This is a genomic window from Vibrio sp. Vb0888, assembly GCF_033338835.1.
Taxonomy (GTDB): domain Bacteria; phylum Pseudomonadota; class Gammaproteobacteria; order Enterobacterales; family Vibrionaceae; genus Vibrio; species Vibrio alginolyticus.
Genome location: NZ_JAWOTL010000003.1, coordinates 52,451 through 76,295 on the forward strand (window position 1 = coordinate 52,451; position 23,845 = coordinate 76,295).

The following is a 23,845-nucleotide window of genomic DNA, read 5'->3' on the forward strand; positions in this document are numbered from 1 at the left end:
TTTGTTTATGCCGAGTGCAACATCCAGTCGATTTCCAATGGAGTAATCGCTCGCTCAAATTCTGCGAGTTCACTCTGTTTGCAAGCTAGATACAAATCGATAAAGTCTCTTGAGATGTATTGAGCTAGCTCACTGTGCTCCAGTCGCTCTAGAGCTTCTGACATACGCAGAGGTAACTCAATTGCATCATCACTGAGAGTCGGTGGACATTGATCTTTGGTGTAGCTTTCACTCGCTAATACTGCGGAAAGTACTACTGCAGCGAGAATGTATGGGTTAACGTCAGCGCCTGCTATACGATGCTCTATACGGCGATTTTTGCTATCGCTGATAGGCACACGCAACGCAACACCGCGGTGGTTTTCTCCCCAATCGGCTTTGGTTGGGACGTAAGCGCCAGGAACAAAGCGACGGTAAGAGTTAACGTTAGGACAGATTAGGGCCATGGCATCGGATGTTTGTGACAGCATCGCTGCCATGGTTTGATAGAAGAAGGCGCTCGCTTGACCGTCTGATTGGCTAAAGTGGTTGTTACCATCTGTATCAACCAAGCTGAGATGAATGTGCATGCCATTACCCGCTTGCTCACTAAAAGGTTTCGCCATAAATGTGGCGTCAAATCCGTGCTGATGAGCGACCTGGCGAATCAAGCGTTTTGCGATGATGATTTCATCACATGCTCGAAGTACATCTTTAGAATGGTTGAAGTTGATTTCGAACTGCCCTGGTGCCGATTCAGATAGGGCTCCGGAAGTGTTTAAACCTTGTTCTAATGCAATTCGATTAAGGTCGGCCAAGAAATCAGCGTAGTCATCTAGTCCATCAAGGTCGTAAACCTCGGTATCTTTTTCTCGAGTTTTTTTCGTGGGGTTAATTGCCGTTAATGGTTCGCCATTTTCGCCGCGGGTTTTGTCTATTAAATAGAACTCCAGCTCGAGCGCGACACAAGGATATTGGTCTTTAGCATGCAGTGTTTGCAATATAGAAGCGAGAATGTTTCGGATGAACAGTGGGTTAGGGTGCTGCCCGGTTTCATCCATCATACTAAGCAGTAGCTGACCAACTTGTTCTTTTGCCGTCGGCATTAAGGTGCCGCTGATTGGATAGCAGAGATTATCTGGTTCTCCGAGATCTTCTCCCAACCCGGCCGTTTCAACGACGTTACCTTTGGTATCTAGGGTGATGGTCGAAAGGGGGAGGGCAACACCTTTATTCAGTTTTTCTAGAGCATCTATCGGGATGCGTTTTCCTCTTGGGGTGGCATTTATATCGGTAAAGATGAGATCGATAAATTCAATATCGGGCCATTTTTGTTTAAAATTTTGTACTTCCTGTAGATACGATTCCATTTTCTTCTCCAAATAGCCTGACGAGTAGAAATTAGAAATAACCAAATTAACAAATAAATTACAGCACTCTGAACGAGTTGTTTGTTTTTCAGGTTATTTTTAATTTAAACATGCACTTACACTGTGCTTTTGATGTTTAACGGCTGGTTTTTATGTCTTTCTGTTAACTATTTTGTAACAGTTGGTTTTGTTTTGTTCAATATAATGAGCATAAATATTCAGTTTTGAAGCCTAAAAAGTGCGCCAGATCACGTTGTGACGATAATAATGGTCATCTGTGTTGATAATTTTGTACATGGTTTGTAGGGTTTGTGTTAAATAAATTGAACACGGACATATCATGGCAGATACACACAAACCCATCATTGGTGTGGTTAGCTGCGCTAAAGAGTTGGGTGGCTATCAGATACAAGCGGTCAACGACTTTTACCTTCGCGCCATAAAGGATTTTGGAGGACTACCGATTATGTTGGCTCCCGACATGTCGGGCGATGACGTAACCACCATCCTAGACATATGTGATGGTTTTCTTTTTCCTGGCAGCCACTCTAACGTTGCGCCACATCGATACAATGCAACGCACGAAGAGAGCTACAAAGATGAAGCTCGTGATGAGCTCTCATTCACGTTAATTCGTCATGCGGTTGACCAAAACATTCCGTGCCTTGGTATTTGCCGCGGCTTTCAAGAGATGAATGTCGCACTTGGTGGCTCGTTAAACCCAGCCGTTCATGACTCCGGCTTCAATGACCATCGTGAAGCGCCTGTTGAAGATTTCGAACAAAAATACGCGCCAGCACACGCTGTGCTAGTTCAAAAGCAGAGCTTATTTGAACAATGGCTGGTGCAAAATCATTGGGAAAATACCACCTTCTTTGAAGTGAACACACTACACAACCAAGGCGTCGATCAGCTTGCTCCTCTATTACAAGTAGAAGCTAAAGCCCCGGATGGCTTGGTAGAAGCATTTAGTCTTCCTAATCAAAAATTTTTCGTTGGCGTGCAGTGGCACCCAGAATGGGAAGCAAAAACCAATCATTTCTCTCAAATTTTGTTCAATGAATTTATGATGGCTACCTCTCGTTAAACGTTTGGAGCTGTATGAATGGACAATCAAGAGATTGGTAAAAATATTGTTCAGTTACGAAAAAAACATGGATTGTCACAAAGGGAACTAGCCGAGCGCGCTGGTATTACCCACAGTGCAATCTCATCCATTGAAAATGGCAAAGTGAGCCCGTCGGTCAGCTCACTACAAAAAATCGTTAATGTATTTTCTTTATCGTTATCAGAGTTTTTCACTTTTGAACAACCTTCGAACGATGAAGTGAAAGTAGTCATCAAGCCGTCAGATCTTGTGGAAATCGGGAGCGAGACGGTGTCCATGAAACTGGTAACGAATGGCGACAAAGATCAAGTCATCGGATTCTTGATCGAGGAATACGCACCTTATGGAACCACTGGTGCGGCAGAAATCAAACACGAAGGCGAAGAGATTGGCACCGTATTAGAGGGTGAAATCACTCTGGAATATAAAGGGCAATCTCATGTCATAACAGCGGGCGAGTCGTACATTATTGATACGACGAAGCCCCATCGATTTACAAATCACACAGACAAGGCTTGTCGAATGATAAGTGCGCATACGCCAACCACATTTTAGTGGGGGCTTGCCTTGTGTGATCACAAGGAGAGCGTATGAAAACCCAAGAGCAATGGATTGAACTAAAAAACAATCTAAACATCGAAAACAGGGCGTACATTAACGGTGAATACAGTGCCGCTTTAACAGGGCAAACCATCCCGGTAGTTAACCCAGCAACAGATGAGATATTCACCGAAATCGCCCGTTGCCAAAATGAAGATGTTGATCTCGCGGTTTCATACGCTCGCCAAGCATTTCAATCCGGTCAGTGGAGCGAGAGCAGCCCAGCTCATCGCAAAGCAGTGCTTAAACAGTTTGCTGACTTGATTGATCAAAACCAAGAAGAATTGGCTCTGCTAGAAACGCTTGATACCGGTAAGCCTATTTCTCACAGCTTCTCTACGGATATTCCTGGTGCGGCGAGTGCATTACGCTGGTACGCAGAAGCAATCGACAAAGTATACGGCGAAGTTGCCCCAACCGAAAAAGATGTACACGCTTTTATTTCTCATCAACCAATTGGTGTGGTTGCTGCGGTTGTACCGTGGAACTTCCCACTTTGGCTTGCGTGCTGGAAGCTTGGCCCTGCTTTAGCGGCTGGTAATAGCGTGATTCTAAAACCGTCAGAAAAATCTTCTCTCACCGCGATATTCCTAGGTCAACTTGCTTCTCAAGCGGGCTTACCAACAGGCGTTTTCCAAGTCGTTACGGGTTTTGGTCATGAAGCTGGCGACGCGCTGGCGAAACACCAAGACGTAGACTGCATCGCCTTCACAGGCTCGACGCGCATTGCAGGTCAACTGATGGTCAGATCGGGTGAGAGCAACCTAAAGCGTGTGTTTGCAGAAGCGGGCGGCAAGAACGCGAACATCGTGTTTGAAGATTGTGATGATTTAGACCGCGCAGCAGCAGACACCGCCGCAGGGTGTTTCTACAACCAAGGTGAGGTGTGCGTCGCGGCAACCCGCCTGCTTGTTCACGAAAGCATCAAAGATCAGTTCTTAGAAAAAGTTATTCAAGCGTCGAAAGCGTTCACGCCAAAAGACCCAATGGACCCAAGTTCATCCATGGGAGCGCTCATCGACCAAGATCATAAATCAAAAGTGTTGGAATACATCTCGTTAGGTGAATCAGAAGGTGCAAACGTACGTTGTGGCGGCGATGTCGATGGGCAAGGTGCATTTGTTTCCCCAACCATTTTAGACAACGTCGACAACAAGATGCGTGTCGCTCAAGAGGAAATTTTTGGTCCGGTGCTGTGTGTCATTCCATTCAAAGACGAAGCGCAAGCAATTGAGATCGCAAACGATTCGAAGTACGGCTTAGGCGCGGCACTCTGGAGTAGCAATATCAACCGCGTTCATCGCGTAGCAAAACGACTGCAAGCTGGCTCGGTTTGGGTCAACAACTACAACGAAGGTGATATGACGGTCCCATTTGGCGGATTCAAAATGAGCGGAAATGGTCGAGACAAGTCTCTCCACGCGATTGCAAAATTCACCGAAACCAAAACCACTTGGATTCGCCTCCATCCTTAAGCCTGCTGACGATTACGATAAATAAAGGAATAGTTCTATGAACAAGCATACGGATTCGTTCTACGCGCACTCTGTGCCAAACATGCCGGAATACCCACAGTTGCAAAACGACATCGAGTGCGATGTGTGTGTAGTCGGTGCGGGATTTTCTGGTCTTTCTTCTGCACTACACCTAGCGGAAAAAGGTTTTAAAGTTGTTGTGTTAGAGAGCGCAAAAGTGGGCTTTGGAGCAACTGGTCGTAACGGTGGCCAAATCGTTAACAGCTACAGCCGAGATGTTGACGTGATTGAAAGCCGTTACGGCCAAAGCCAAGCCAAAGCTCTGTGCGATATGATTTTTGAAGGCGGCGATATCATCCGTGGCCTGATTGACAAATACGACATCAACTGTGATTACAAGCAAGGTGGCTTGTTCACGGCACTGAACAGTAAACAACTCAAAGGGCTAGAAGAACATAAGAAGAACTGGGAGCGTTACGGCAACGACCAACTGACTCTGCTTGATGCAGGAGAGGTAGAACAAGCGGTAGGTACGAAAGTGTACACTGGCGGTTTGCTGGATATGCGCGGTGGTCACATTCACCCGCTTAAACTGGCATTAGGTGAAGCCGCCGCGTTCGTATCTCTAGGTGGTCAAATCTTTGAGCAGTCGGCGGTCGTGTCGATTGACAAAGGGATTAACCCAGTAGTGAAAACGGCGCAAGGCAGCGTGAAGAGCAAGTACGTGGTTTTGGCAGGTAACGCCTACCTTGGTGGTTTGGCACCAAACATCAGCAACAAAGCGATTCCGTGTGGCACGCAAGTGGTGGCGACTCAGCCTTTGAGTGATGAGCAGCTAAAACAAGTGCTGACCAGCGACTACTGCGTTGAAGACTGTAACTACTTGCTTGACTACTTCCGCTTAACTGCCGATAAGCGTTTGTTGTTCGGAGGTGGTGTGGTTTACGGCGCACGTGACCCAGAAAACATCGAAGCACTGATCCGTCCGAAGATGGAAAAAGTCTTCCCACAATTGAAAGGCATTAAGATCGATTACACCTGGACGGGTAACTTCTTGCTGACTTACTCACGCATGCCGCAATTTGGCTCGTTTGCAGACAACATTTACTACCTCCAAGGCTACAGCGGTCACGGTGTAACGTGTACTCATCTAGCAGGCAAGTTGTTGGCAGAAGCATTGACCGGACACGCTGAACGTTTCGATGCGTTTGCTGCACTGAAACATTACTCCTTCCCAGGTGGCCGCCATTTCCAAATTCCGTTTACGGCAATGGGCGCGGCTTACTACAACCTACGTGACAAACTGGCGATTTAAGAGATAAGGAATATCCAATGAGCAAAGTAGTGAAATTTGCAGCCCTTCAACTGACGAAAAGCTGGGATCTGGAAGAAAATCTAGCTAAAGCCAAAAAGGCGATTCGTGAAGCAGCACAAAACGGTGCGAACGTGATTCTTCCTCAAGAGCTGTTCGCTGCACCTTACTTCTGCAAAAAACAAGAAGCGAAGTATTTCGAGCTCGCAGAAGAGACGGCAAATAGCCACCTTATTCAGGAAATGAGCGCACTGGCGAAAGAACTCGGCGTGGTTATTCCTGTTAGCTACTTTGAAAAAGCGGGCAACACGTTTTTTAACTCGCTAGTGATGATAGATGCCGATGGCACGGTACTAGATAACTACCGCAAGTCACACATTCCTGACGGTCCGGGCTACAGCGAGAAATACTACTTTAGCCCTGGCGATACCGGTTTCAAAGTGTGGCAAACCAAGTTCGGTAAGTTCGGTGCTGGCATTTGCTGGGACCAATGGTTTCCAGAGCTTGCGCGCAGCTTGGCTCTGCACGGCGCGGAAGCGATTTTTTACCCAACTGCAATCGGTTCTGAGCCTCAAGATCCAACGTTGGACTCGCGTGATCACTGGCAACGTACAATGCAAGGTCACTCGGCAGCAAACCTCGTTCCAGTGATTGCGTCAAACCGAGTGGGCACTGAGATCGATGATGGTATCGAGACCACGTTCTACGGTTCTTCTTTTATCACTGACCACACTGGTGCAAAAATTGCCGAAGCACCACGTGAAGGTGAAACCATTATTTACGCAGAAATCGATCTCGCTGCGACAGCGAAAGCGCGTCACGCGTGGGGCTTGTTCCGCGACCGTCGTCCAGACCTTTACACCAGCGTTGGCAAACTAGCCGTTTAAAGAGGCGTTAAAATGAAGTTATCGACAACACCAGCGCAGGATGGCTTCTATTTTCCGGCTGAGTTTCAGCCGGTTAGTGAAGTTTGGCTAGCGTGGCCAGAAAGGAAAGACAATTGGCGTGATGACGCATTACCCGCGCAAGAAACCTTCGCCAGAATCGCGAACTTAATCGCGGAAGTGACCAAAGTGTGTGTGGCGGTGTGCTCGCACAACTTTGACCGAGCGCGTCAAATGCTTCACTCAGATGTACGTTTGGTGGAAATCCCATTTAACGATGCGTGGATGCGAGACATCGGGCCGACCGTGCTTGTTAACCAAGCGGGCGAGCGCCGCGGGATTAGTTGGCAATTCAACGCGTGGGGCGGCGAATACAACGGGCTTTACGATAACTGGCAGCAGGACGATCTTGTCGCTGGCTCGGTGTGCGACATCATCGGTATAGATTATTACCGCGCACCGTTTGTACTTGAAGGTGGGGCGATTCACACCGATGGTGAAGGCACCCTTTACACCACAGAAGAGTGCTTGCTTAGTCCGGGGCGAAATCCGCAATTGAGCAAAGCGCAAATCGAAGAGCAGTTAAAGGCGTATCTCGGCATCGAAAAAATCATTTGGTTGCCAAATGGTTTATTCAATGACGAAACAGACGGCCATGTTGACAACCTGATGCACGTTATCGCACCGGGTAAGGTGGTACTAAGTTGGAGCGATGACCCAAGCGATCCGCAATACGCGTTGTCTCGTCAAGCGGAACAAGTACTGAAATCTCAGCACGATGCGAAAGGGCGCGAGATTGAAATTGTCCGTTTGCCATTACCGGGTCCGTTGCATTACAGCGAGCGCGAAGCCAATGGCATTGACGCCAGTTCAGGAATGAGTCGACAAGCTGGCGAACGCCTAAGTGCCTCTTATGCGAACTTTCTTATCGTCAACGAGCATGTGTTCTTGCCGATGCTGGACGAAGAGACCGACGCTATGGCGATCGATATTTTGCAAAACGCGATGCCGGAATACCAAATCATCGCGATACCGTCGAGAGAGGTTCTACTCGGCGGAGGGAACATTCACTGTATTACGCAGCAGATCCCTGCTTAAACATTAGCTCGCCGTAGAATCTGCGGCGATGATGAGTTGTCAAAAGGAATGACCATGCAACAGATACAAAACCAAAGCCTTGTTTCGTTTATGGTAGCGAATCCACAACAGGGCATTGCAGTTACAAACCCGGCGACCGGAGAACTCCTCGGGTACGCACCAGTCTCAACCGAAAACGACATTTTAAATGGCATTGAACGCGCCAATGTGGCGCAGAAAGAATGGGCGGCACTGCCAGCAAAAACGCGCGCTGGCATGCTCAATCGTTGGTTCCAACTTCTGTTAGAAAACAAAGCCGACCTTGGCCGCTTAATGACGTTAGAGCAAGGTAAGCCGCTGGTTGAAGCTCAAGGTGAAGTGCTTTACGGCGCGAGCTTTATCGAATGGTTTGCTGAAGAAGCGAAACGTACCTACGGCGAGACGATTCCAGCACCAAGTGCAGACAAGCGTTTGGTTACCATCAAACAGCCAATTGGTGTTGCCTGTGCGATTACGCCTTGGAACTTCCCAATCGCGATGATCACGCGCAAAGCAGGCCCAGCTTTAGCAGCAGGCTGTAGTTTTGTCGTAAAACCATCTGAATCCACGCCGTTGTCTGCATTTGCGGTGGCAGAACTTGCTTACCAAGCTGGTATCCCTCGCGATGTGCTGCAAGTGGTTCTGGGTGAAAATTCACGTCAGGTAGGCGCTATCTTCACTTCGCATCCGTTGATTCGTAAGTTGTCTTTCACTGGCTCTACCCACGTTGGTAGTGTGTTGATGCAGCAAAGCGCGGCGGACATTAAACGTACCTCAATGGAGCTCGGTGGCAACGCGCCGTTTATCGTATTCGATGATGCGGATATTGATGCAGCCGTGGCGGGTGCGATGGCGTCGAAGTTCCGTAACGCAGGCCAAACGTGTGTTTGTGCGAACCGTTTCTATGTACACAGCAAAGTGTATGACGAATTCGTTGCTAAGTTTGACGCTGCGGTTCAGCAGCTCAAAGTTGGTAACGGATTGGAAGAGGGGGTCAACATTGGTCCAGTGATCAGCGAGTCAGCGAAGCAAGGCATTCAGACGCTTATTGATGGTGCTATCGAGCAAGGCGCGAAGCCGGTTTCAGAGCTTAAAAAGCTCGATGGTCTATTTATGCAGCCAGTGGTTCTCAAAGACGTTACTCACGACATGAAGATTGTTTCCGAGGAAATCTTTGGCCCTGTCGCGCCAGTGATTCGTTTTGACAGCGACGAACAGCTAGTCGAAATGGCGAACGACACCATCTACGGTCTCGCGTCGTACTTCTACAGCCAAAACATTCACCGTGTTTGGAAAATCGCAGAAGCGCTCGAATACGGCATGGTCGGCATTAACGAAGGTATGATCTCTACTGAAGTGGCTCCTTTCGGTGGTGTTAAGCAGTCCGGTATCGGACGTGAAGGAGCAAAACAAGGTATCGATGAATACATGGACGTGAAATATCTCTGCTTTGGCGGCAACTAATTAAGGACAAAACAATGACAAACCAACAACTACACGAAAGAAGAAGCCAAGTTATCGCTCAAGGCATGGGCGCACTGTACCCGCTTTACGTCGAGAAAGCAGAAAACGCTTATGTATGGGATATCGAAGGCAATAAATACATCGACTTTGCAGCAGGCATTGCAGTGACCAATACAGGGCACTCTCATAAGCGCATCAGTGAAGCGGTCAAAGCTCAGTTGGATAACTTTTCGCACACCTGTGCGATGGTTACGCCGTACGCGTCATTCGTTGAGCTGGCTGAAAAGCTGACAGAACTTGCACCAGGTGAGACTAAGAAGAAAGCGATCTTTCTTACTACTGGCGCCGAGGCGGTCGAAAATGCCGTAAAAGTGGCACGCGCTCATACAGGTCGTAGCGGCGTGATAGCGTTTAAAGGCGGCTTTCACGGTCGCACAAACATGACTATGGGGTTAACTGGTAAAGTTGCGCCGTACAAAGCGGGCTTTGGTCCTTTCCCGAACGAAATCTACCACGCGCCTTACCCAAATGCGTTTCACGGCATCAGCGTTGAGCAAAGCTTACAAGCGATCGACGATCTATTTGCTTGCGATATCGAACCTTCACGCGTTGCGGCGATCATCTTCGAGCCAGTGCAAGGTGAGGGCGGCTTCTACAAAGCACCTGAAGCGTTTGCACAAGGCTTGCGTCAGCTGTGTGATAAGCACGGTATTATGCTGATTGCCGATGAAATCCAAACGGGTTTTGCTCGTACCGGTAAAATGTTTGCAACAGAGTACCTAGGCATTGAACCAGACCTAATGACAATGGCGAAAGGCATTGCTGGTGGTTTCCCAATCTCAGCGGTAGTTGGTAAAGCGGATGTAATGGACTCCGCACTGCCTGGTGGTTTAGGTGGCACTTATGCGGGCTCGCCACTTGGTTGTGTTGCTGGTCTTGAAGTGCTGAAAATCATCGAAGAAGAAGATTTGTGTGCTAAAGCGATGGGCATCGGTGAAGTGGTCAATGCACGTATGACCAAACTGCAACAATCTGTGCCTGCTATTGGTGAAATCCGTACTACGGGTGCGATGATGGCGATTGAATTTACTGACCCAGAATCAGGTAAGCCGCTACAAGAGATGACCAAATCGGTGATTTCTAAAGCGCAAGAAAATGGTCTTATCCTGCTTTCTTGTGGGGTAAAAGCGAACGTGATTCGTCTGTTGCCTCCACTGACCATCGAATCTGACGTACTGAACGAAGGCTTAGATAAGTTGGAAAAAGTGATTCTTGAAGTGGCGTAATTCACGCGCTTTTAAATAACAATAACAAATCAAGGAAGCGGTTGGCATCAATCGTTTCCTTTTTGTTTTTTAGCGTATCTGCTGCCTATCTAAAAAGTATTGCTCAAGCTCCAAGTCGTCACTTTTATTACGGATGACTTAACAATTGGGCTCGTTCTTACTTTCCACTTATTCGCTACTCTGTTCCCCTCGAATGTGGTTTGGTGCTCACATTCTAAATCCCGACATCTGAAAGCCACTTGAGCCTATCATTTTATTGAGCGTCATTCCTCACTTTTTGGACTATAAAAATGAGATAGTATTCATATCCCACTTAGGTTGCTTGACAGATTAGCAGGACGAACTTTGATAACAAAGAATACAAGGTATGCCACTTTACTCGGCTTAGTTCCCATCGCCATATTTGTAGTGGCCTTTCATTCGATAACCAACTTTTACGTCAACTCGGTAAAAGCGTCGAAAATAGATGCTTACGTAGATTATTTAAATCAAAGGTCTGCCTATTTGGACGGAGCAATAGTGAAGCAGATTGCTCAGTTAGATTTTACTTGTAGTGATAGTGATGTAAGAACTTTACGCGACCCACGTTTTTATAACCGTTACATTCGTTTTATTGCGATGACCACAGAAGGCGGTAAAAAGTGTTCCACGGTTGGTAGTGAAGTGTCTCGCCCATCTAGTAGTGAACGATTTCAGATGGATGAAAACTTTTTCGCATCACTTATTTTGCCGCAACAGAATGACCAAATAGAGTGGATGGTCATTTATGATAATGAACACGTTGAAGTCTTCTGGGTGCTTGATAACAGTTGGGTTAACGAGGTAATAAAAACGCCTTGCAAAGACTGCCTATTTGTAGAGTTTAAGTATGATGAACCAATATTTGGTGATTTAACGATAAGCCGTGGCAAAGCGAATATTGCAGGAGAAGAAAACGCACTCTCAAAAGAGTTTTTCTTTTCAGGAGAGTCTCAAGCCAACATGCTCATAAAGATATACAGCGGTGAAAAACTTAAAAATTATGCTCAGGAAAGAGTACTTTTGTGGGGCGGTCTTGTAAGTGTGCTTGCTGGTCTTGCGACTGCCTTTGCATACATATCTGGTAAAAGCTTGAGAAAATCCATTACTGGTCTAATTGAAAATGGGATTAGTAATGCAGAATTTATTCCTTACTACCAGGCGATTGTCGATAGTCGCGATGGTAAGACAGTAGGATACGAAGCACTGATTCGATGGTCGCGGCGTGATGGAATGGTGCCACCAAATATGTTTATTGGTGCTGCAGAAGAAAGTGGCCTGATTATCCCGATGACCAATCAGCTTATTCGTAAAATCATACAAGACTTAAGTGACTTACCCGAGCATACGTGGGTCAGCATCAATATTGTTTCCTCCCATTTAGAGTCAGGCGTATTAACGAAGTTGCTGTCGGAGTTAAATTGGCCAATCTCGAATAGAATTCATTTTGAGTTGACCGAGAGAATACCAGTAAAAGACACTGAGGCCGCGAAAAAAGAGATTTTGTATTTAACGAATAAAGGCTACAAGTTCAAAATTGACGATTTTGGTACCGGATATGGTGGCTTTTCTTACCTACAAGATTTGGGCATCCGATGTTTAAAAGTGGATAAGATGTTTATTGATCCAATAGGATCTGACGACCAAAAATTGAAAGTGCTGGACTCAATTGTGTCTGCAGCGAACAAAGCGGAATGTGAGATGATTGCAGAAGGTGTAGAGAGCCAGGCTCAAGTCGAATATCTGGCTCAGCATGCGATTTACCTTATTCAAGGTTATGTTTACGCTAAACCAGAGCCCCTGACTAACCTTGCAAGCGCTTAATAGCCATAACGTCATAACATCCCGCTTTAAAGGTGCCAGTTTCCTAGGTTAGCGCTGATTTCTGCTGGTAGGCTCACACTTGAGGATTCCTAACACTCTCATTACTCCTAGAGTGTTAGGAATTAACGTTACTTAGGAGGAGAGTGCGGCTCTTTTCGTTTTGATTGACGTAATGAGCTGAGGTAGTAATGACATTACGATCATTCCCAGCATTAAGCTGTATTGCAGAGGAGTGAACGTTTCCCCCAATAGCAGTAGGCCCGAAACAATGCCTGCGACTGGGTTTGCAATACCACCAAAGGTAAAATCTACGACCGACATCCGCTGTAATAACCATACATACATGCCATACCCTAATGCGGTGTTCAGAATAATTACCCACAGTAACCCTAGAATATTCGTCATGGATACGTCCTGAACGACTGTAACATATGGCTCTGGATTGTTTATCGCCAGCACACTTGTTGCGATAGACATAATCACGCCACCCAAAATGAGCTGCCATGTTAGCACTGTCCACCAGTGCATTTTTGTACCTAGTGACTTTGTTACGCTACTTCCTATCACGATGCACATAATGGCGGAGATCATCGCAAGTAAGCCCACGGGTTCGAGAGAAATAGAGCTAGGATCAAATAAGAACCAAGCTAAAGCAATCAAAGTTGCGCCGCTTATCGCTTGAATGCCACTAGGCTGACGTTTGTAGACCGCCCAACCAAACAGCATCGCAAAAACGGGGACCGAAACCATACCAACACCAGAGATGGCAGAAGGAAGCGTCAACGCCATGACAAAAATGAGACCAAAGAAGCAAGCGATGTTGATGGTTCCTAAAACAAGCAGCACCTTCCACTCACTTCTTTTTGGAAACGAGGGCTTTATTGCCAGCAACAAAAGACCCGCAGGCAGTGCCCTTAGAGCGCCAAGTAAAACGGGAGGCCAGTCCGGTAGAGTAAACTGAGTAACAGCGTAAGTCGTCCCCCAAAAAAAGGCAGGAATCATCGCAAGTAAAATGTTCATGTTAAATATCTTTATGTAGAGATAATTAAATGTAACGATATCGGCAAGGTGGCTTTTTGTAAAGTATCTTTATGTTAAAATAAAAAACATATGATGTTTGGAGAGAAATAATGGATGCAATTGATAGAGTGGTAGAGCAGTGGGCTAGGGAGAAGCCAGACCTCGACACTGAACCGATGGCAATAATGGGTCGACTAATGCGAATTGCAAAACACATGGAATCTAGGGTCGCCGAGCTACATAAGAAGTACGATCTGAAAATGGGTGAATTTGATGTGTTAGCGACACTGCGTCGAGCTGGTTCACCATATTGTCTTACTCCCTCAGCGTTAATAGAGTCGATGATGCTCACTTCGGGTGCGATGACTAATCGCTTAGATAAACTAGAGAAGAAAGGGTTTATTACCAGAACCCATAGTAAAGAAGACCGACGTAGCGTCACCGTTGAACTAACAGAGCAAGGCTTAACCTTAATTGACAAGCTAATTTTGGAGCATGTAGACGTTCAGCAATCGTTATTGCATGGTTTAGAAGGCAATGAAAAAGCGCAGGTTAACCAGGCGTTAAAATTGCTATTGCCACAATTTGAATGAGAACGCAGAAGGAGGTAGGGGATATGAAAAGCAAAGAACTAGAACAATACTTAAGTACCTTCATGTGTGCAGAAAGCGATTTCCCATTTGGGCCTGAAGCGCTTGTATACAAAATCAAAGGCAAGATGTTTGCCATCATTGCAGAGAGAAACGGTCGGGAGTATGTCAGCGTAAAAGTAAAACCAGAAGATGGAGAAGTCTTAACGTCGCAGTTTACGGATATTATCCCGGGTTATCACTTAAATAAGCGTCATTGGATAACGGTTTATTTTAACGGTGATGTCGAGGATGGGTTGATTCAAGACTTGTGTGAACGCTCTTATGCTCTTGTCGTTGCCAAGCTGCCGAAAGCACAACGAGCGTTGCTTGGTGAGTAATCGGCAACGCACTGGCCTCTGTTGTTTTGTCGCTCGTTGCTCGTAGCCTTTACGGAAAAATTCGCACCTTTTTCATCCTCGGGCTATATAAGAATAAGAAGGTGGAAAAGGGGAATGATATGCGAGCATTATCTGAATGGCTAAAAGAATACGGGGAGAGTCACCAAAACCCTATCAACCAAAAGATTCACACAATCGCAGTTCCAGGTATTTACCTTTCTGTGGTTGGACTTATTTGGTCGATTCCCCAGATTTCATTATTAGGCTTCGAACTTAATTGGGTTTGGGTAGCGGTGATCCCCACTTGGGTTTTCTATTTTCGTTTGTCTCTGAGCGTATTCATGATGATGATCGGCTACACATTAGCGTGCATTGGCCTTATTTGGTCTCTAGAGGTATTGATGTTGCCCGTTCTGCATATTTCTATGCTCTTGTTTGGTGTATTGTGGATATTGCAATTTATCGGTCACAAGATTGAAGGTAAAAAACCGTCGTTTTTTGAGGATTTACAGTTTCTACTCATCGGCCCGATTTGGGTGTTCAGAAAACACTAGCGATAAGCAAAATCAGGCATCATCCGAATGACACAAGACATATAACGTTCAGAGATTATGTAGCTCTTACTACAGAATACCTATCCTTCTTATTGCCACGACAAGCATTCACTTTAGATACGCACTATGATTAAAGAGGTGCCAACGCACTTTACGCTATCGAGATACTTAAACTTACGGCAAGTTTACTTTAGGGGGATGAATGTACGACCGACAATATAAATATGCCTATTGGAGAGAAGAGCGTAAAAAAGGCAAATGGCACTATATATTAAAGTCCTTCTTTATGATTTGTTGTGCATTACTGCTTGGTAAAGTCATCGGTTTGTTCATTTTTGGAGAGCTGCATTCTTTAAGCGACATTTGGGAACAACTCCCTGCGGATGTTTTTATTATGATGCTCGTGGGCTTTCCAATTAGTGTCCTTGGTTGGTACCACGAAGAGTCAAAGTTTTTCCGGGCACTGCGACGCAAAGAAAAGCGGTTAAAAGGCAATCAAAACAAACCGAAATAGAGTAACCTTTGTCTCTGTTTGGATTGCCACTTACCTATCTGAACGATTCTATCCCTTCCAGTCGTTTAGCGTTTAGTTACGTGTTGCAAAAAGCCTTCTTAATACAGCAGCCCCCAGTGTTGTGGAAATTGGTACTGTAAGAAACATTAAAAAACGAAGTTGAGCATTAGCGTATAAAGGCTCGCACTGTCATCCTTTGGGGCTGATGAAAACGCGCCAGAGCTATTATTGTAGGCGTTGAACCTTTGCCATTCTGCGTTCAGGGAAACGTTGTAATCTAGGTCATATCTCAACCCGAGTAAGAAACTGTCTCCACTTTTTTTATCCCGACTATTAAACTGCTGACCGTAAACAATATAAGGAGTTAGCTTGTTTACATTATAACTTGTTGTCGCGTACCAAGATGAGGAAAGATTGCTGGTCTGTCCTTCTGCCATAATCACAATGTTATCGAGCTCGTATCTTAACCCTAGAGAAAACAGATCGATCGTGTTGTTTTTTTCTGCTTCAACTAGACGGTCAATGATTGTGGTTCCGCCACCGGGAGTGGATTGCTCAATGTTAGAGAGCGTCGTTGTTTGATCATAATCGCCGTGGAGGTAGGAAAAATTCCAACGATAACTCTCTCCGCTTAGCGTTAAGTTGATCCCTGCAGTGTTGTTTGACTCAATTTCCAATTCAGTACGTTCATTGATGGTTACGTCACTATTGTCTTTAAACCCGACAAACGGCATGGCGGTAAGTACGACTTGCTCATTGAGGTCATGAATCCAGCGTGCAGATAGGCCGTTATAAGCCGTGATACCTAGAATGCTGTCATATACCTCATTCGGTGGGCGGGCTTGGGTAAAAGCGTGGCCGACATAGTTGTACTCAGACATCAAAAACAGTGGCAGTCTTAAGCGTCCTCCTCGTATTTCTATGTTTTGATAGGTATAAGCCAAATACGCCCACTCGAGCTGAGGCGAGCTCCAATGGTCTTGCGGGCGCTTTACGACTTGTGCGGATGCCCGAAATGCCTTGTGAAAATAATCGAGCTGCATGCCGAAAGTGGTATCGCAATCGAAACAAGATTCATCGCCAATAAAGCGGTTAACTAGTAACGTAGTTGGGTTATCGGATTTTGCCCACGACGTAGAGCCAAAACCACTTAAAGAAAGTTGTTCTGTTAGTTCAATCGTGGCTGAGCTCGGAAAGGTCGCGATACTCAGCGATAACATGGTTAAATATTTTTTCATATCAATTCTCCGAGCTAACCACACATAAAACATGAGCATTACTTGGGACGCTCGATGTTGGGGCATAACCAATTCTATTCGGCTTCTCTTGCATCCATGCTATGAGGTCATCAATGCTGGAGCGTGCAATCACTTTTGGCGGTCTAGCTTTACCTGAAAAAGACAAGCTTGCCCAATGCGCGTTCATTTGCGCTAAATTTTTGTTGAGAAGATAACGATAGAACTCAGCTCTTTCTGTTGATGTCGCAGGCCAGTCAGAGAGTTCAATTCGCTGGCCTTGTAAAAGTTGCGTCTTCCCTCTATACAACTTTCGCACTTTATTGACAGTGAGCGGAGAGAATTCGTCATTAAATGAGAAAACGGCGTAGCTCTCTGCAGCGAGAGCTTGGCAATTTAATGAAAGAAGGGCAATCAGAATAAACAGATAGCGTTTTATGTAACGCAAAGGAAAAGCAACGCGAGAATGATTTCTACTCATAGAATCCACCTACATTGCTTGTTCAATTTGATACAACAGTTTTTCTTTGCGCACAGGCTTTGGTACGTAGGCATCCATTCCTGAATCAAAGCAGCGTTGAATGTCATCATCTACGACGCTTGCTGTTAATGCGATAATGGGCGTCTTAGCTAATCCTTTACTCGCTTCATAAGCTCTAATTTGCCTAGAAGCTTCAAACCCATCCATTATGGGCATCATGCAATCCATCAAAATAACATCAAACTTTCCATCTTTTTGGAACATTTCGACTGCAATTTGTCCGTTTTCTGCGACTTCGAATTGATAGCCTGCTTTAGATAGCAATAGAGAAGCCACTTTCTGGTTCACTCTATTATCTTCGACAAGCAAGATGCGTTCGGAGCGAATAGGCGTTACCGTTGCTTCTGGTTGCTCAGAACTTGCAGGTAGTTCATGAGTTTTATCGGGGGGGGTGTTCTCTTGGTGTGGTTCAGCAGGCTTCGTGTTGGAAACACGTAACCCAATTGCCTTATCTAACTTCTCTTTAAGCAACCCTGCTTTAAACGGTTTGGGCACATAGTCATCCATTCCAACGTCAAAGCATTTTTGTATATCGTCATCGACCACACTTGCCGTTAGAGCAATAATCGGAATTCTGAAAGCGCGTTTTTCTTTTACTTCTATTTGACGAATTATTTGGGTGGCTTCAAATCCATCCATTACGGGCATCATGCAGTCCATTAAAATTAGGCTGTATTGATTCTGTTGAAATTGCTCAACCGCTTCTTGTCCGTTTACAGCGACATCAAAGTCGAAGCCAGCTTTTGTGACGTGTAGCCCCGCGATTTTTTGATTGACCGTATTGTCATCAACGACCAAAATTTTCGGCAAAGATTTAACATGTTGCGCTGAAATGCTCTCTTGTTGTGCGTGCGAGAAATTTGCCGCACAACTTTCAAGTGCTTTAATTAAGCGCTGCCCTAGTAGTGGCTGAGTGACCAAGGCGCTGATACTGCTTCTAAAGTCGAATTGTGGGCTATGAAGGTGCTTGATGAGGCAGACACGAATGTTTCGTTTACAAAGGCTTTCTATCTCATCGATATGCATCGCCGCTGCATTTGGTGATGCTTCTACATGAATAACGATAACGCGCTCGTTATCAATCCACGTTGGCAACGCACTTAAGGTATCTACTGACTGCGTTATATTGATGTTGAAAAAACTTAACTCGTTACGCAGTTTTTGTTCTAGTTGAGTACTGCTGCATACAATCCATATGTCGTTGTGATTCAGAGCGTGATAAGCGTTAAACTCTTGCGTCACAACAGGAGCAGTTAGTTCAAAGAAGAAGCGACTGCCTTTACCTTTCTCGGATTCAAGTTGAATTTCTCCACCCATTAGCTCAACTAATTGCGTGCTAATGGCAAGCCCAAGTCCAGTTCCCCCAAATTGTCGGGTAGTAGAGTTATCCTCTTGGGCAAATGGAGCAAATATTTTCTTTTGCTGCTGGGCATCAATACCAATCCCTGAATCTTTAACAGAGAACTCGATGACCGCTTCACCATTTTTTATTTCGCGGGTGATGACCGATAGCTCTACACTGCCTTGTTCGGTAAATTTTACCGCGTTAGACATGAAGTTCATGACAACTTGGCGTATACGATGGTCATCCAACATTACGTGGTAAGGCGTGTTACGGCTAATGTTGACTTGCACATCGATGCCTTTTTCCTTTGCTTTCGGTGAAATGATAGAAGCAATGTCATAGATAGACTCTCGAACACAAGTTGAATGTGGGCTAATGAGCAACATCCCAGATTCAATTTTTGAGAAGTCTAGAACGTCATTAATTAAACTCAAAAGCAGTTGGGAGGAGGTTTCAATCGTGTCGACGTAATCGCGTTGTGTGGCAGTCAGGGAAGTATCGGATAACACTTCAGAGATGCCAATAACGCCATTTAGCGGCGTGCGGATCTCGTGGGACATGTTGGCCAAAAAGCTACTTTTGGCTTTACTCGCCTTAATTGCATCATCTTTTGCTTGTTCTGCATCTTCTTTAGCTTGTGTGAGCTTTAGTCTGGACAACATCCGCTCATCACTAAGCTTTTTTACCTCTCGAGCAAACTTACTCAGCTCGTCTTTACCCTTTATTAGTTGAGCAAGAGGTGAATTTTCAGTGTTACTTTGTTCATTGCTTTCGTTACTGAGAAATTTGAGGACTAGATTCAAGTTTCCAGTAACTTTTCGCACCAATCTTAGCGTTAAACTTACGACCAACAGCGTTAAAAGGCTCATCATTGCGATAAAGGTAAAGCGGTGCTGTGTCGTCGTGTTGATTGTCTTTGATATATCATCACTCAGCTGTTGTTCCATTTTGTCGTCAACACTTTGTAATAACGATAAGCGTTTGTTGAGTGCAGATAACCCCGCATCAATCTCATCCGGGGTTAATGATTTGAGTTGAGCTGGTTGCAATAAATAAGCACGAAACTCTTGGCTTTTGATAAAGACTTCACCCGTAAACGTCTCAATGAGCAGATCTACTTGTTGTTGATTGGCATTTAGCGTCACAAAACGCTCTAGAAATAGTTGTTGGTTCTGGATTAAAGATTGGATAGAAGCCTGTGTTGTGAGGTCATACTCGTTATTTTCCTCTGAAGATCGAATCAAATATTCGCTTAATCTATGCTCTTCAGTGGACCAAAACATCAACCATTCAAGTTGCATCAAAGAAGAAAGGTGAGTGTTTGTTTCATAACTCACATTTCTAAAATAGACTTTGTCTAAGCTCATGAGGATTTCTTTGAACGTATCAGCTCGCCACTCTGCCGCATCTAACTTTTCTTCTTGATTTTGCGAAGAGAGCATCGAGAGGGTTGCTTCCTCAAAGCTTATCAACTGGTTTAGTATCTCAGCGTTTTCACCGAATACTGGCGCAGCGGTGTCGCGTAACAATTGAGATATCTGCTGAGTTTTTAGTTGCTTATCTATTACATCAGGGTTATTCGGTAGGTGATAAAGCGAAGATACGCGGTCTATGTAGACAGAGAATAACTGTGCTTTTTGTAGTTCCTGAGTTTGGATAGAAAGGCTTTGTACATGTTTACCCGCGAGGACAAGCAACAATAAAATTGGCAGCAAAACCAACCCAAATAGCTTTTGTTTTACCGACAGGTTGTTCCAAGAAAAGATTCCTACCACGCGCATTTCCATATCCAAGAAGTTGATATGAAAAGTGTAGTTTATTTATCTCAGATGTTAGATTTTAAGAGAAAATTCATATTAATGAGGTGGGGGAAGTGTGACCGATATTGCATTACGAGTACTAACGCGCTAAGCGGCAATAGTTAACAAAACGGCGTTCTAAGCAAAGTGATTGACGTTTTGAGCGCCACTCCCTCGTTGGTATTCAAATGCAATCAATTCCTCGGCAGGTACAGGTCTACCTAAGAAAAAACCTTGTACGATGTCACAGTGGAGAGACTCCATTCGTGTGAGTTGAGTTTGAGTTTCTACGCCTTCGGCTACTACTTTCATTCTTAGGTTGTGAGCCATGGATACAATCGCGCGAACTAATGAATCGTCTTGATCGCTTTTTCGGATTTGAGCGATAAATGAACGATCAATCTTGAGCCCGTCAAAAGCCATATGTTGTAGGTAGGCAAGGGCTGAATACCCCGTACCAAAGTCATCTAGCCAAACTTCCACTCCGATACTTTGTAGTTTTTTAAGCACATATTGAGCTTTCTCTGTATCATCAATAAAAAGTGACTCTGTCACTTCAACATGAATGGTTTGAGGGGCGACATCATGTCGTCGTAAATACTTAGAAAATAATTGACTTAAATCTTGGCGATAGATTTGTCTTGGGGACAAGTTTAGTGCGATGTGAAAATCAGTACCGAAATGTTCTGCCCACATTGCCCGCTGAGCAACTGCCGTCTCAATGATATGTTCTCCAAGCTCCAATATTAAATCACTTTGTTCTGCGATCGGGATAAACGATTCTGGACTGATATAACCTTTCTCGGGATGATTCCACCTAACCAATGCTTCGACCCCAATTAGGCGATAGGTTTTTAGATCAAATTGTGGTTGATACCACAGCTCGAATTGAGACAAGTCACGTACTGAACGACGCAGTTCTCGTTCTATGTATAAACGTTGTTTAATCGTTTCATCAAACGTGGAATCGTATATCGTCATAATGTCTTTACCGCGTCTTTTAGATTCCTGCGCCGCAAGAGAGGAAAGCTGTAAAAGAGACTCAGCGTTTGAACCAAATTCTGGATACACGGCAATTCCGAGGCTTGCCGTAATTTGAATATCGTTCTCTTCCAAACTAAAGGGAGAGAGTAGTTGGCGATGAATATCGTTCGCTTTTTCTCTAGCTTCATGATTGTCCGAGCACGGAAAGGCCAGTACAAATTCATCCGCACCTACTCGACTTACGATGGTAGAAAGGCGGTAAAGCGGCTTAAAATAACTCGGCAAACGGCCTTGAAGCTCTGAGGCAAGATGGCCTAGCAATTTATCCCCAATGTTATGTCCATAGTTATCGTTAATGTGCTTAAAGTCATCCAAGTCAATAAACACAACCGCGAGTGAGGGGGATTTGTGGTCAGTTATTTGCGTTTGAATATCAATGAGTAACTTTTCTCGGTTTGGCAGGGAAGTCAGAATATCGTGGTACGCCATGAACTCAACTCGGCTGGTGTATCGGTTCACTTTGTTTGACATTTTGTTGTACGCCGAAATAAGTTCTCCCACTTCATCTTTGCTTTGTATGTCGGTGACTGGCAGCGCTTGGGTATTTGACTCTGAAAATTGATCTTTTAGTTGCTTGAGTGGCTTAGTTAACGACCGCCCCAAAGCATAAGCGATGATGCTACCGAATAGAACGGATATCCCACTGATCGTTAGCAGCAAGTTAAACATCTTCTGTTTATCGTTTGAGGTAATCGCTTGGACTTGTTCAATGTTCTGTTCTTTCTCTTCCAGTAGATGTATCAAGTTAAGCTCAAGATATACCGCCCCAAGAGTAATGTTTGATTGCTGAATCGGCGCTGCGATCTCCAACTGATGCTTGGAAAAGGAAACGAGAGTTCTGGATTCTTCTATTGCTTTCAAAATAAAAGGAGAGCGGTCATGAGGTTGGGCAAACATCCTTAGCTGAGTAGTGCCGTCGTGAAAGATTAGCCCTTCATTGTCAACAACATGTATTTTCGAGACATCTGGCTGGCTCAATGTTGCCTTAATTTGCTCATACGCTTGACTGATATTGTCTGTATAGAGTGGATCAAAAAGCTGTTTTGATAATAGCTCTGCATAAACCAACCCTTTTTGCTTAACGTAAGATTCTGTTTTTTCTTGAGAGTTGTTCGTGATTTGTTGAGTTAAGCTATTTGAATACGCATCGTAACCGTGCATGTATAACGCAAGGTTTATCACCACAACAAACAAGACAACGAACATTGTCGAGCAAATGTATTTGGTTTCGAGTGAGAGCTTTTTAAACATCAATCCACCTTCGGTAACAAGTGAACTGACTTGCGCACTGTACTTAAGGAGGCTCGCATTTCTGGAGTAAGCGCGCTGAATTTTTTGGTGTTCTGAAACTTTTTAAGTGCGAGAGAGCCTTCGTGAGTTGTATCCATATCAAGCAGTATTGACGTGATTTTACGCTGTTGCTCTAGGCTCATGCTTGGAGAAGCGAGAATTAAATCCCTGGGTATTTCAACAGAACGAGAAAAAATCGCTAGTTTGTCTTTCATGTTCTCTGGCAAATCTTTGGGATTGTTCCAGTTGAAGTTACTGAATGCTCCTGCTGCAACTCTCTGTTTATATACCCATACAGATAGGTTGATTTCATTTGACTGAGCGAGTTGCTCATCAAGGAATAAATAACCAATGCTGTCTTTGGCCGGTTTGTCATCAGGAGAGGGAAGGTATTGCAGTTTTTCTCCGTGATTCAGCAATGTAATCGCAGGTAGGTAATAGCTGCTGGTAGACGTGCGCTTTTCGAAAACAAGCGTTTTTCCGCGCAGGTCAGAAAATGACTCAATGCCACTCTCTTTATTAGTAAAGAACACCGTATGATATTTTTGCAGGCCTTTTTTCCATCGTATAGCAAGGATTTGGCTATTAGACTCCTTTTCTAAGGTCATCGCATTAAAGGGGGTCGCCGTTGCAATTTGAACGGTGCCATTTTCAAGCGCAACCGCGAGCTGACGATAATTTTTAAATACCTTTACCGCCCCTTTTGCGTAACCATATTCAGCCATATTTTCAGTTACATACTGAGTAAGGGGCGTCGCTTTTTTGATTTTGCTTTGGGCTTTATTGGACACAATGCCAAACGTGAATGTTTTCTCAATATTTTCTTGTGCACTGACGACAAAAGGTGAACTCAGCAAAGTGAGTAATAACAGAGTGCAGGCAGGTTTCATCCGGCTTCAACTTCCTTCTGGTGCATGTCAGTAATATTTAGCATTTATCAATATGCCGAAATCAATCTTAAAAACAGTATGATGTACAAATTTCGTTGTGTGCGCACTTTTTATAATGTGACTTGGTCACTTATTCCGTTCAAATAGTACCGAATTTGACGTTTATGTACAGGATGAATGTATCACCGTGAGTCTGAATTCACCGGA

The 23,845-nt window shown here is 44.8% G+C and carries 20 protein-coding genes; 13 read left to right on the forward strand and 7 right to left on the reverse strand.

Annotated elements, in window-relative coordinates:
* Window positions 1-5 precede the first annotated feature (5 nt).
* Window positions 6-1,349: a glutamine synthetase family protein gene (locus R7P72_RS06360; RefSeq protein ID WP_005377815.1), complete on the reverse strand. Its 1,344-nt coding sequence runs from the start codon at window positions 1,347-1,349 to the stop codon at window positions 6-8.
* A 340-nt stretch (window positions 1,350-1,689) separates the two neighbouring features.
* On the opposite strand from R7P72_RS06360, the gene R7P72_RS06365 reads away from it, so the two are divergent.
* The 9 genes from R7P72_RS06365 to R7P72_RS06405 all read left to right on the forward strand — a co-directional run bounded on the left by R7P72_RS06365 (window position 1,690) and on the right by R7P72_RS06405 (window position 12,436).
* On the forward strand, window positions 1,690-2,436 hold the full coding sequence (locus R7P72_RS06365) for a gamma-glutamyl-gamma-aminobutyrate hydrolase family protein (RefSeq protein WP_005377814.1): 747 nt from the start codon (window positions 1,690-1,692) through the stop codon (window positions 2,434-2,436).
* Window positions 2,437-2,454: 18 nt separating this feature from the next.
* Window positions 2,455-3,012, forward strand: a complete 558-nt coding sequence (gene puuR, locus R7P72_RS06370) for an HTH-type transcriptional regulator PuuR (protein ID WP_005377813.1) — start codon at window positions 2,455-2,457, stop codon at window positions 3,010-3,012.
* A gap of 35 nt (window positions 3,013-3,047) precedes the next feature.
* Complete coding sequence (locus tag R7P72_RS06375) at window positions 3,048-4,532, forward strand: aldehyde dehydrogenase (RefSeq protein WP_213907229.1); 1,485 nt, start codon at window positions 3,048-3,050, stop codon at window positions 4,530-4,532.
* A gap of 37 nt (window positions 4,533-4,569) precedes the next feature.
* On the forward strand, window positions 4,570-5,847 hold the full coding sequence (locus R7P72_RS06380; protein ID WP_182016193.1) for an NAD(P)/FAD-dependent oxidoreductase: 1,278 nt from the start codon (window positions 4,570-4,572) through the stop codon (window positions 5,845-5,847).
* Window positions 5,848-5,864: 17 nt separating this feature from the next.
* Window positions 5,865-6,731 (forward strand): N-carbamoylputrescine amidase, encoded by an 867-nt coding sequence (gene aguB / locus R7P72_RS06385; RefSeq protein ID WP_025526999.1) that lies wholly within the window; start codon window positions 5,865-5,867, stop codon window positions 6,729-6,731.
* 12 nt (window positions 6,732-6,743) lie between these two features.
* Window positions 6,744-7,826 carry an agmatine deiminase gene (gene aguA / locus R7P72_RS06390; RefSeq protein WP_213866572.1) on the forward strand — a complete coding sequence of 361 codons (1,083 nt, stop codon included), beginning with the start codon at window positions 6,744-6,746 and terminating at the stop codon, window positions 7,824-7,826.
* Window positions 7,827-7,880: 54 nt separating this feature from the next.
* Entirely contained in the window at window positions 7,881-9,308 is a 1,428-nt protein-coding gene (locus tag R7P72_RS06395) for an NAD-dependent succinate-semialdehyde dehydrogenase (protein WP_213907230.1), read from the forward strand.
* A gap of 14 nt (window positions 9,309-9,322) precedes the next feature.
* A complete protein-coding gene (gene gabT, locus R7P72_RS06400; protein ID WP_206957281.1) occupies window positions 9,323-10,594 on the forward strand; it encodes a 4-aminobutyrate--2-oxoglutarate transaminase in 1,272 nt (423 codons plus the stop codon).
* A gap of 519 nt (window positions 10,595-11,113) precedes the next feature.
* Window positions 11,114-12,436 (forward strand): EAL domain-containing protein, encoded by a 1,323-nt coding sequence (locus R7P72_RS06405; protein ID WP_195723099.1) that lies wholly within the window; start codon window positions 11,114-11,116, stop codon window positions 12,434-12,436.
* Between the two features lie 132 nt (window positions 12,437-12,568).
* Here R7P72_RS06405 and R7P72_RS06410 read toward each other — a convergent pair whose 3' ends face one another.
* On the reverse strand, window positions 12,569-13,456 hold the full coding sequence (locus R7P72_RS06410; protein WP_064353868.1) for a DMT family transporter: 888 nt from the start codon (window positions 13,454-13,456) through the stop codon (window positions 12,569-12,571).
* A gap of 110 nt (window positions 13,457-13,566) precedes the next feature.
* Here R7P72_RS06410 and R7P72_RS06415 point away from each other — a divergent pair, with 110 nt between their 5' ends.
* The 4 genes from R7P72_RS06415 to R7P72_RS06430 all read left to right on the forward strand — a co-directional run bounded on the left by R7P72_RS06415 (window position 13,567) and on the right by R7P72_RS06430 (window position 15,494).
* Window positions 13,567-14,049 (forward strand): MarR family winged helix-turn-helix transcriptional regulator, encoded by a 483-nt coding sequence (locus R7P72_RS06415; RefSeq protein WP_053350391.1) that lies wholly within the window; start codon window positions 13,567-13,569, stop codon window positions 14,047-14,049.
* Window positions 14,050-14,072: 23 nt separating this feature from the next.
* Window positions 14,073-14,426: an MmcQ/YjbR family DNA-binding protein gene (locus R7P72_RS06420; RefSeq protein ID WP_017633985.1), complete on the forward strand. Its 354-nt coding sequence runs from the start codon at window positions 14,073-14,075 to the stop codon at window positions 14,424-14,426.
* A gap of 119 nt (window positions 14,427-14,545) precedes the next feature.
* Window positions 14,546-14,980 (forward strand): DUF962 domain-containing protein, encoded by a 435-nt coding sequence (locus R7P72_RS06425; RefSeq protein WP_005377800.1) that lies wholly within the window; start codon window positions 14,546-14,548, stop codon window positions 14,978-14,980.
* Between the two features lie 202 nt (window positions 14,981-15,182).
* The gene (locus R7P72_RS06430) at window positions 15,183-15,494 is read left to right on the forward strand and encodes a hypothetical protein (RefSeq protein ID WP_005377799.1); all 312 of its coding nucleotides are present in this window, start codon (window positions 15,183-15,185) and stop codon (window positions 15,492-15,494) included.
* 146 nt (window positions 15,495-15,640) lie between these two features.
* Here the strand turns inward: R7P72_RS06430 and R7P72_RS06435 are convergent, their stop codons facing one another.
* The 5 genes from R7P72_RS06435 to R7P72_RS06455 all read right to left on the reverse strand — a co-directional run bounded on the left by R7P72_RS06435 (window position 15,641) and on the right by R7P72_RS06455 (window position 23,638).
* Window positions 15,641-16,732 carry a hypothetical protein gene (locus R7P72_RS06435; RefSeq protein ID WP_005377798.1) on the reverse strand — a complete coding sequence of 364 codons (1,092 nt, stop codon included), beginning with the start codon at window positions 16,730-16,732 and terminating at the stop codon, window positions 15,641-15,643.
* Between the two features lies 1 nt (window position 16,733).
* A complete protein-coding gene (locus R7P72_RS06440) occupies window positions 16,734-17,210 on the reverse strand; it encodes a hypothetical protein (RefSeq protein WP_005377797.1) in 477 nt (158 codons plus the stop codon).
* Between the two features lie 9 nt (window positions 17,211-17,219).
* On the reverse strand, window positions 17,220-20,396 hold the full coding sequence (locus R7P72_RS06445; RefSeq protein WP_213907231.1) for a response regulator: 3,177 nt from the start codon (window positions 20,394-20,396) through the stop codon (window positions 17,220-17,222).
* Between the two features lie 156 nt (window positions 20,397-20,552).
* Window positions 20,553-22,709 carry a GGDEF domain-containing phosphodiesterase gene (locus tag R7P72_RS06450; RefSeq protein ID WP_005377795.1) on the reverse strand — a complete coding sequence of 719 codons (2,157 nt, stop codon included), beginning with the start codon at window positions 22,707-22,709 and terminating at the stop codon, window positions 20,553-20,555.
* On the reverse strand, window positions 22,709-23,638 hold the full coding sequence (locus tag R7P72_RS06455; RefSeq protein WP_005377794.1) for a phosphate/phosphite/phosphonate ABC transporter substrate-binding protein: 930 nt from the start codon (window positions 23,636-23,638) through the stop codon (window positions 22,709-22,711). Before R7P72_RS06455 ends, R7P72_RS06450 begins: the two co-directional genes overlap by 1 nt.
* Window positions 23,639-23,845 lie beyond the last annotated feature (207 nt).

Coding starts and splice junctions, on each gene's coding strand:
- puuR (WP_005377813.1), top strand. CDS start 2,455: ATGGACAATCAAGAGATTGGTAAAAATATTGTTCAGTTACGAAAAAAA.
- R7P72_RS06410 (WP_064353868.1), bottom strand. CDS start 13,456: ATGAACATTTTACTTGCGATGATTCCTGCCTTTTTTTGGGGGACGACT.
- R7P72_RS06455 (WP_005377794.1), bottom strand. CDS start 23,638: ATGAAACCTGCCTGCACTCTGTTATTACTCACTTTGCTGAGTTCACCT.
- R7P72_RS06395 (WP_213907230.1), top strand. CDS start 7,881: ATGCAACAGATACAAAACCAAAGCCTTGTTTCGTTTATGGTAGCGAAT.
- aguA (WP_213866572.1), top strand. CDS start 6,744: ATGAAGTTATCGACAACACCAGCGCAGGATGGCTTCTATTTTCCGGCT.
- gabT (WP_206957281.1), top strand. CDS start 9,323: ATGACAAACCAACAACTACACGAAAGAAGAAGCCAAGTTATCGCTCAA.
- R7P72_RS06450 (WP_005377795.1), bottom strand. CDS start 22,709: ATGTTTAAAAAGCTCTCACTCGAAACCAAATACATTTGCTCGACAATG.
- R7P72_RS06445 (WP_213907231.1), bottom strand. CDS start 20,396: ATGCGCGTGGTAGGAATCTTTTCTTGGAACAACCTGTCGGTAAAACAA.
- R7P72_RS06375 (WP_213907229.1), top strand. CDS start 3,048: ATGAAAACCCAAGAGCAATGGATTGAACTAAAAAACAATCTAAACATC.
- aguB (WP_025526999.1), top strand. CDS start 5,865: ATGAGCAAAGTAGTGAAATTTGCAGCCCTTCAACTGACGAAAAGCTGG.
- R7P72_RS06415 (WP_053350391.1), top strand. CDS start 13,567: ATGGATGCAATTGATAGAGTGGTAGAGCAGTGGGCTAGGGAGAAGCCA.
- R7P72_RS06435 (WP_005377798.1), bottom strand. CDS start 16,732: ATGAAAAAATATTTAACCATGTTATCGCTGAGTATCGCGACCTTTCCG.
- R7P72_RS06380 (WP_182016193.1), top strand. CDS start 4,570: ATGAACAAGCATACGGATTCGTTCTACGCGCACTCTGTGCCAAACATG.
- R7P72_RS06425 (WP_005377800.1), top strand. CDS start 14,546: ATGCGAGCATTATCTGAATGGCTAAAAGAATACGGGGAGAGTCACCAA.
- R7P72_RS06360 (WP_005377815.1), bottom strand. CDS start 1,349: ATGGAATCGTATCTACAGGAAGTACAAAATTTTAAACAAAAATGGCCC.
- R7P72_RS06440 (WP_005377797.1), bottom strand. CDS start 17,210: ATGAGTAGAAATCATTCTCGCGTTGCTTTTCCTTTGCGTTACATAAAA.
- R7P72_RS06365 (WP_005377814.1), top strand. CDS start 1,690: ATGGCAGATACACACAAACCCATCATTGGTGTGGTTAGCTGCGCTAAA.
- R7P72_RS06430 (WP_005377799.1), top strand. CDS start 15,183: ATGTACGACCGACAATATAAATATGCCTATTGGAGAGAAGAGCGTAAA.
- R7P72_RS06420 (WP_017633985.1), top strand. CDS start 14,073: ATGAAAAGCAAAGAACTAGAACAATACTTAAGTACCTTCATGTGTGCA.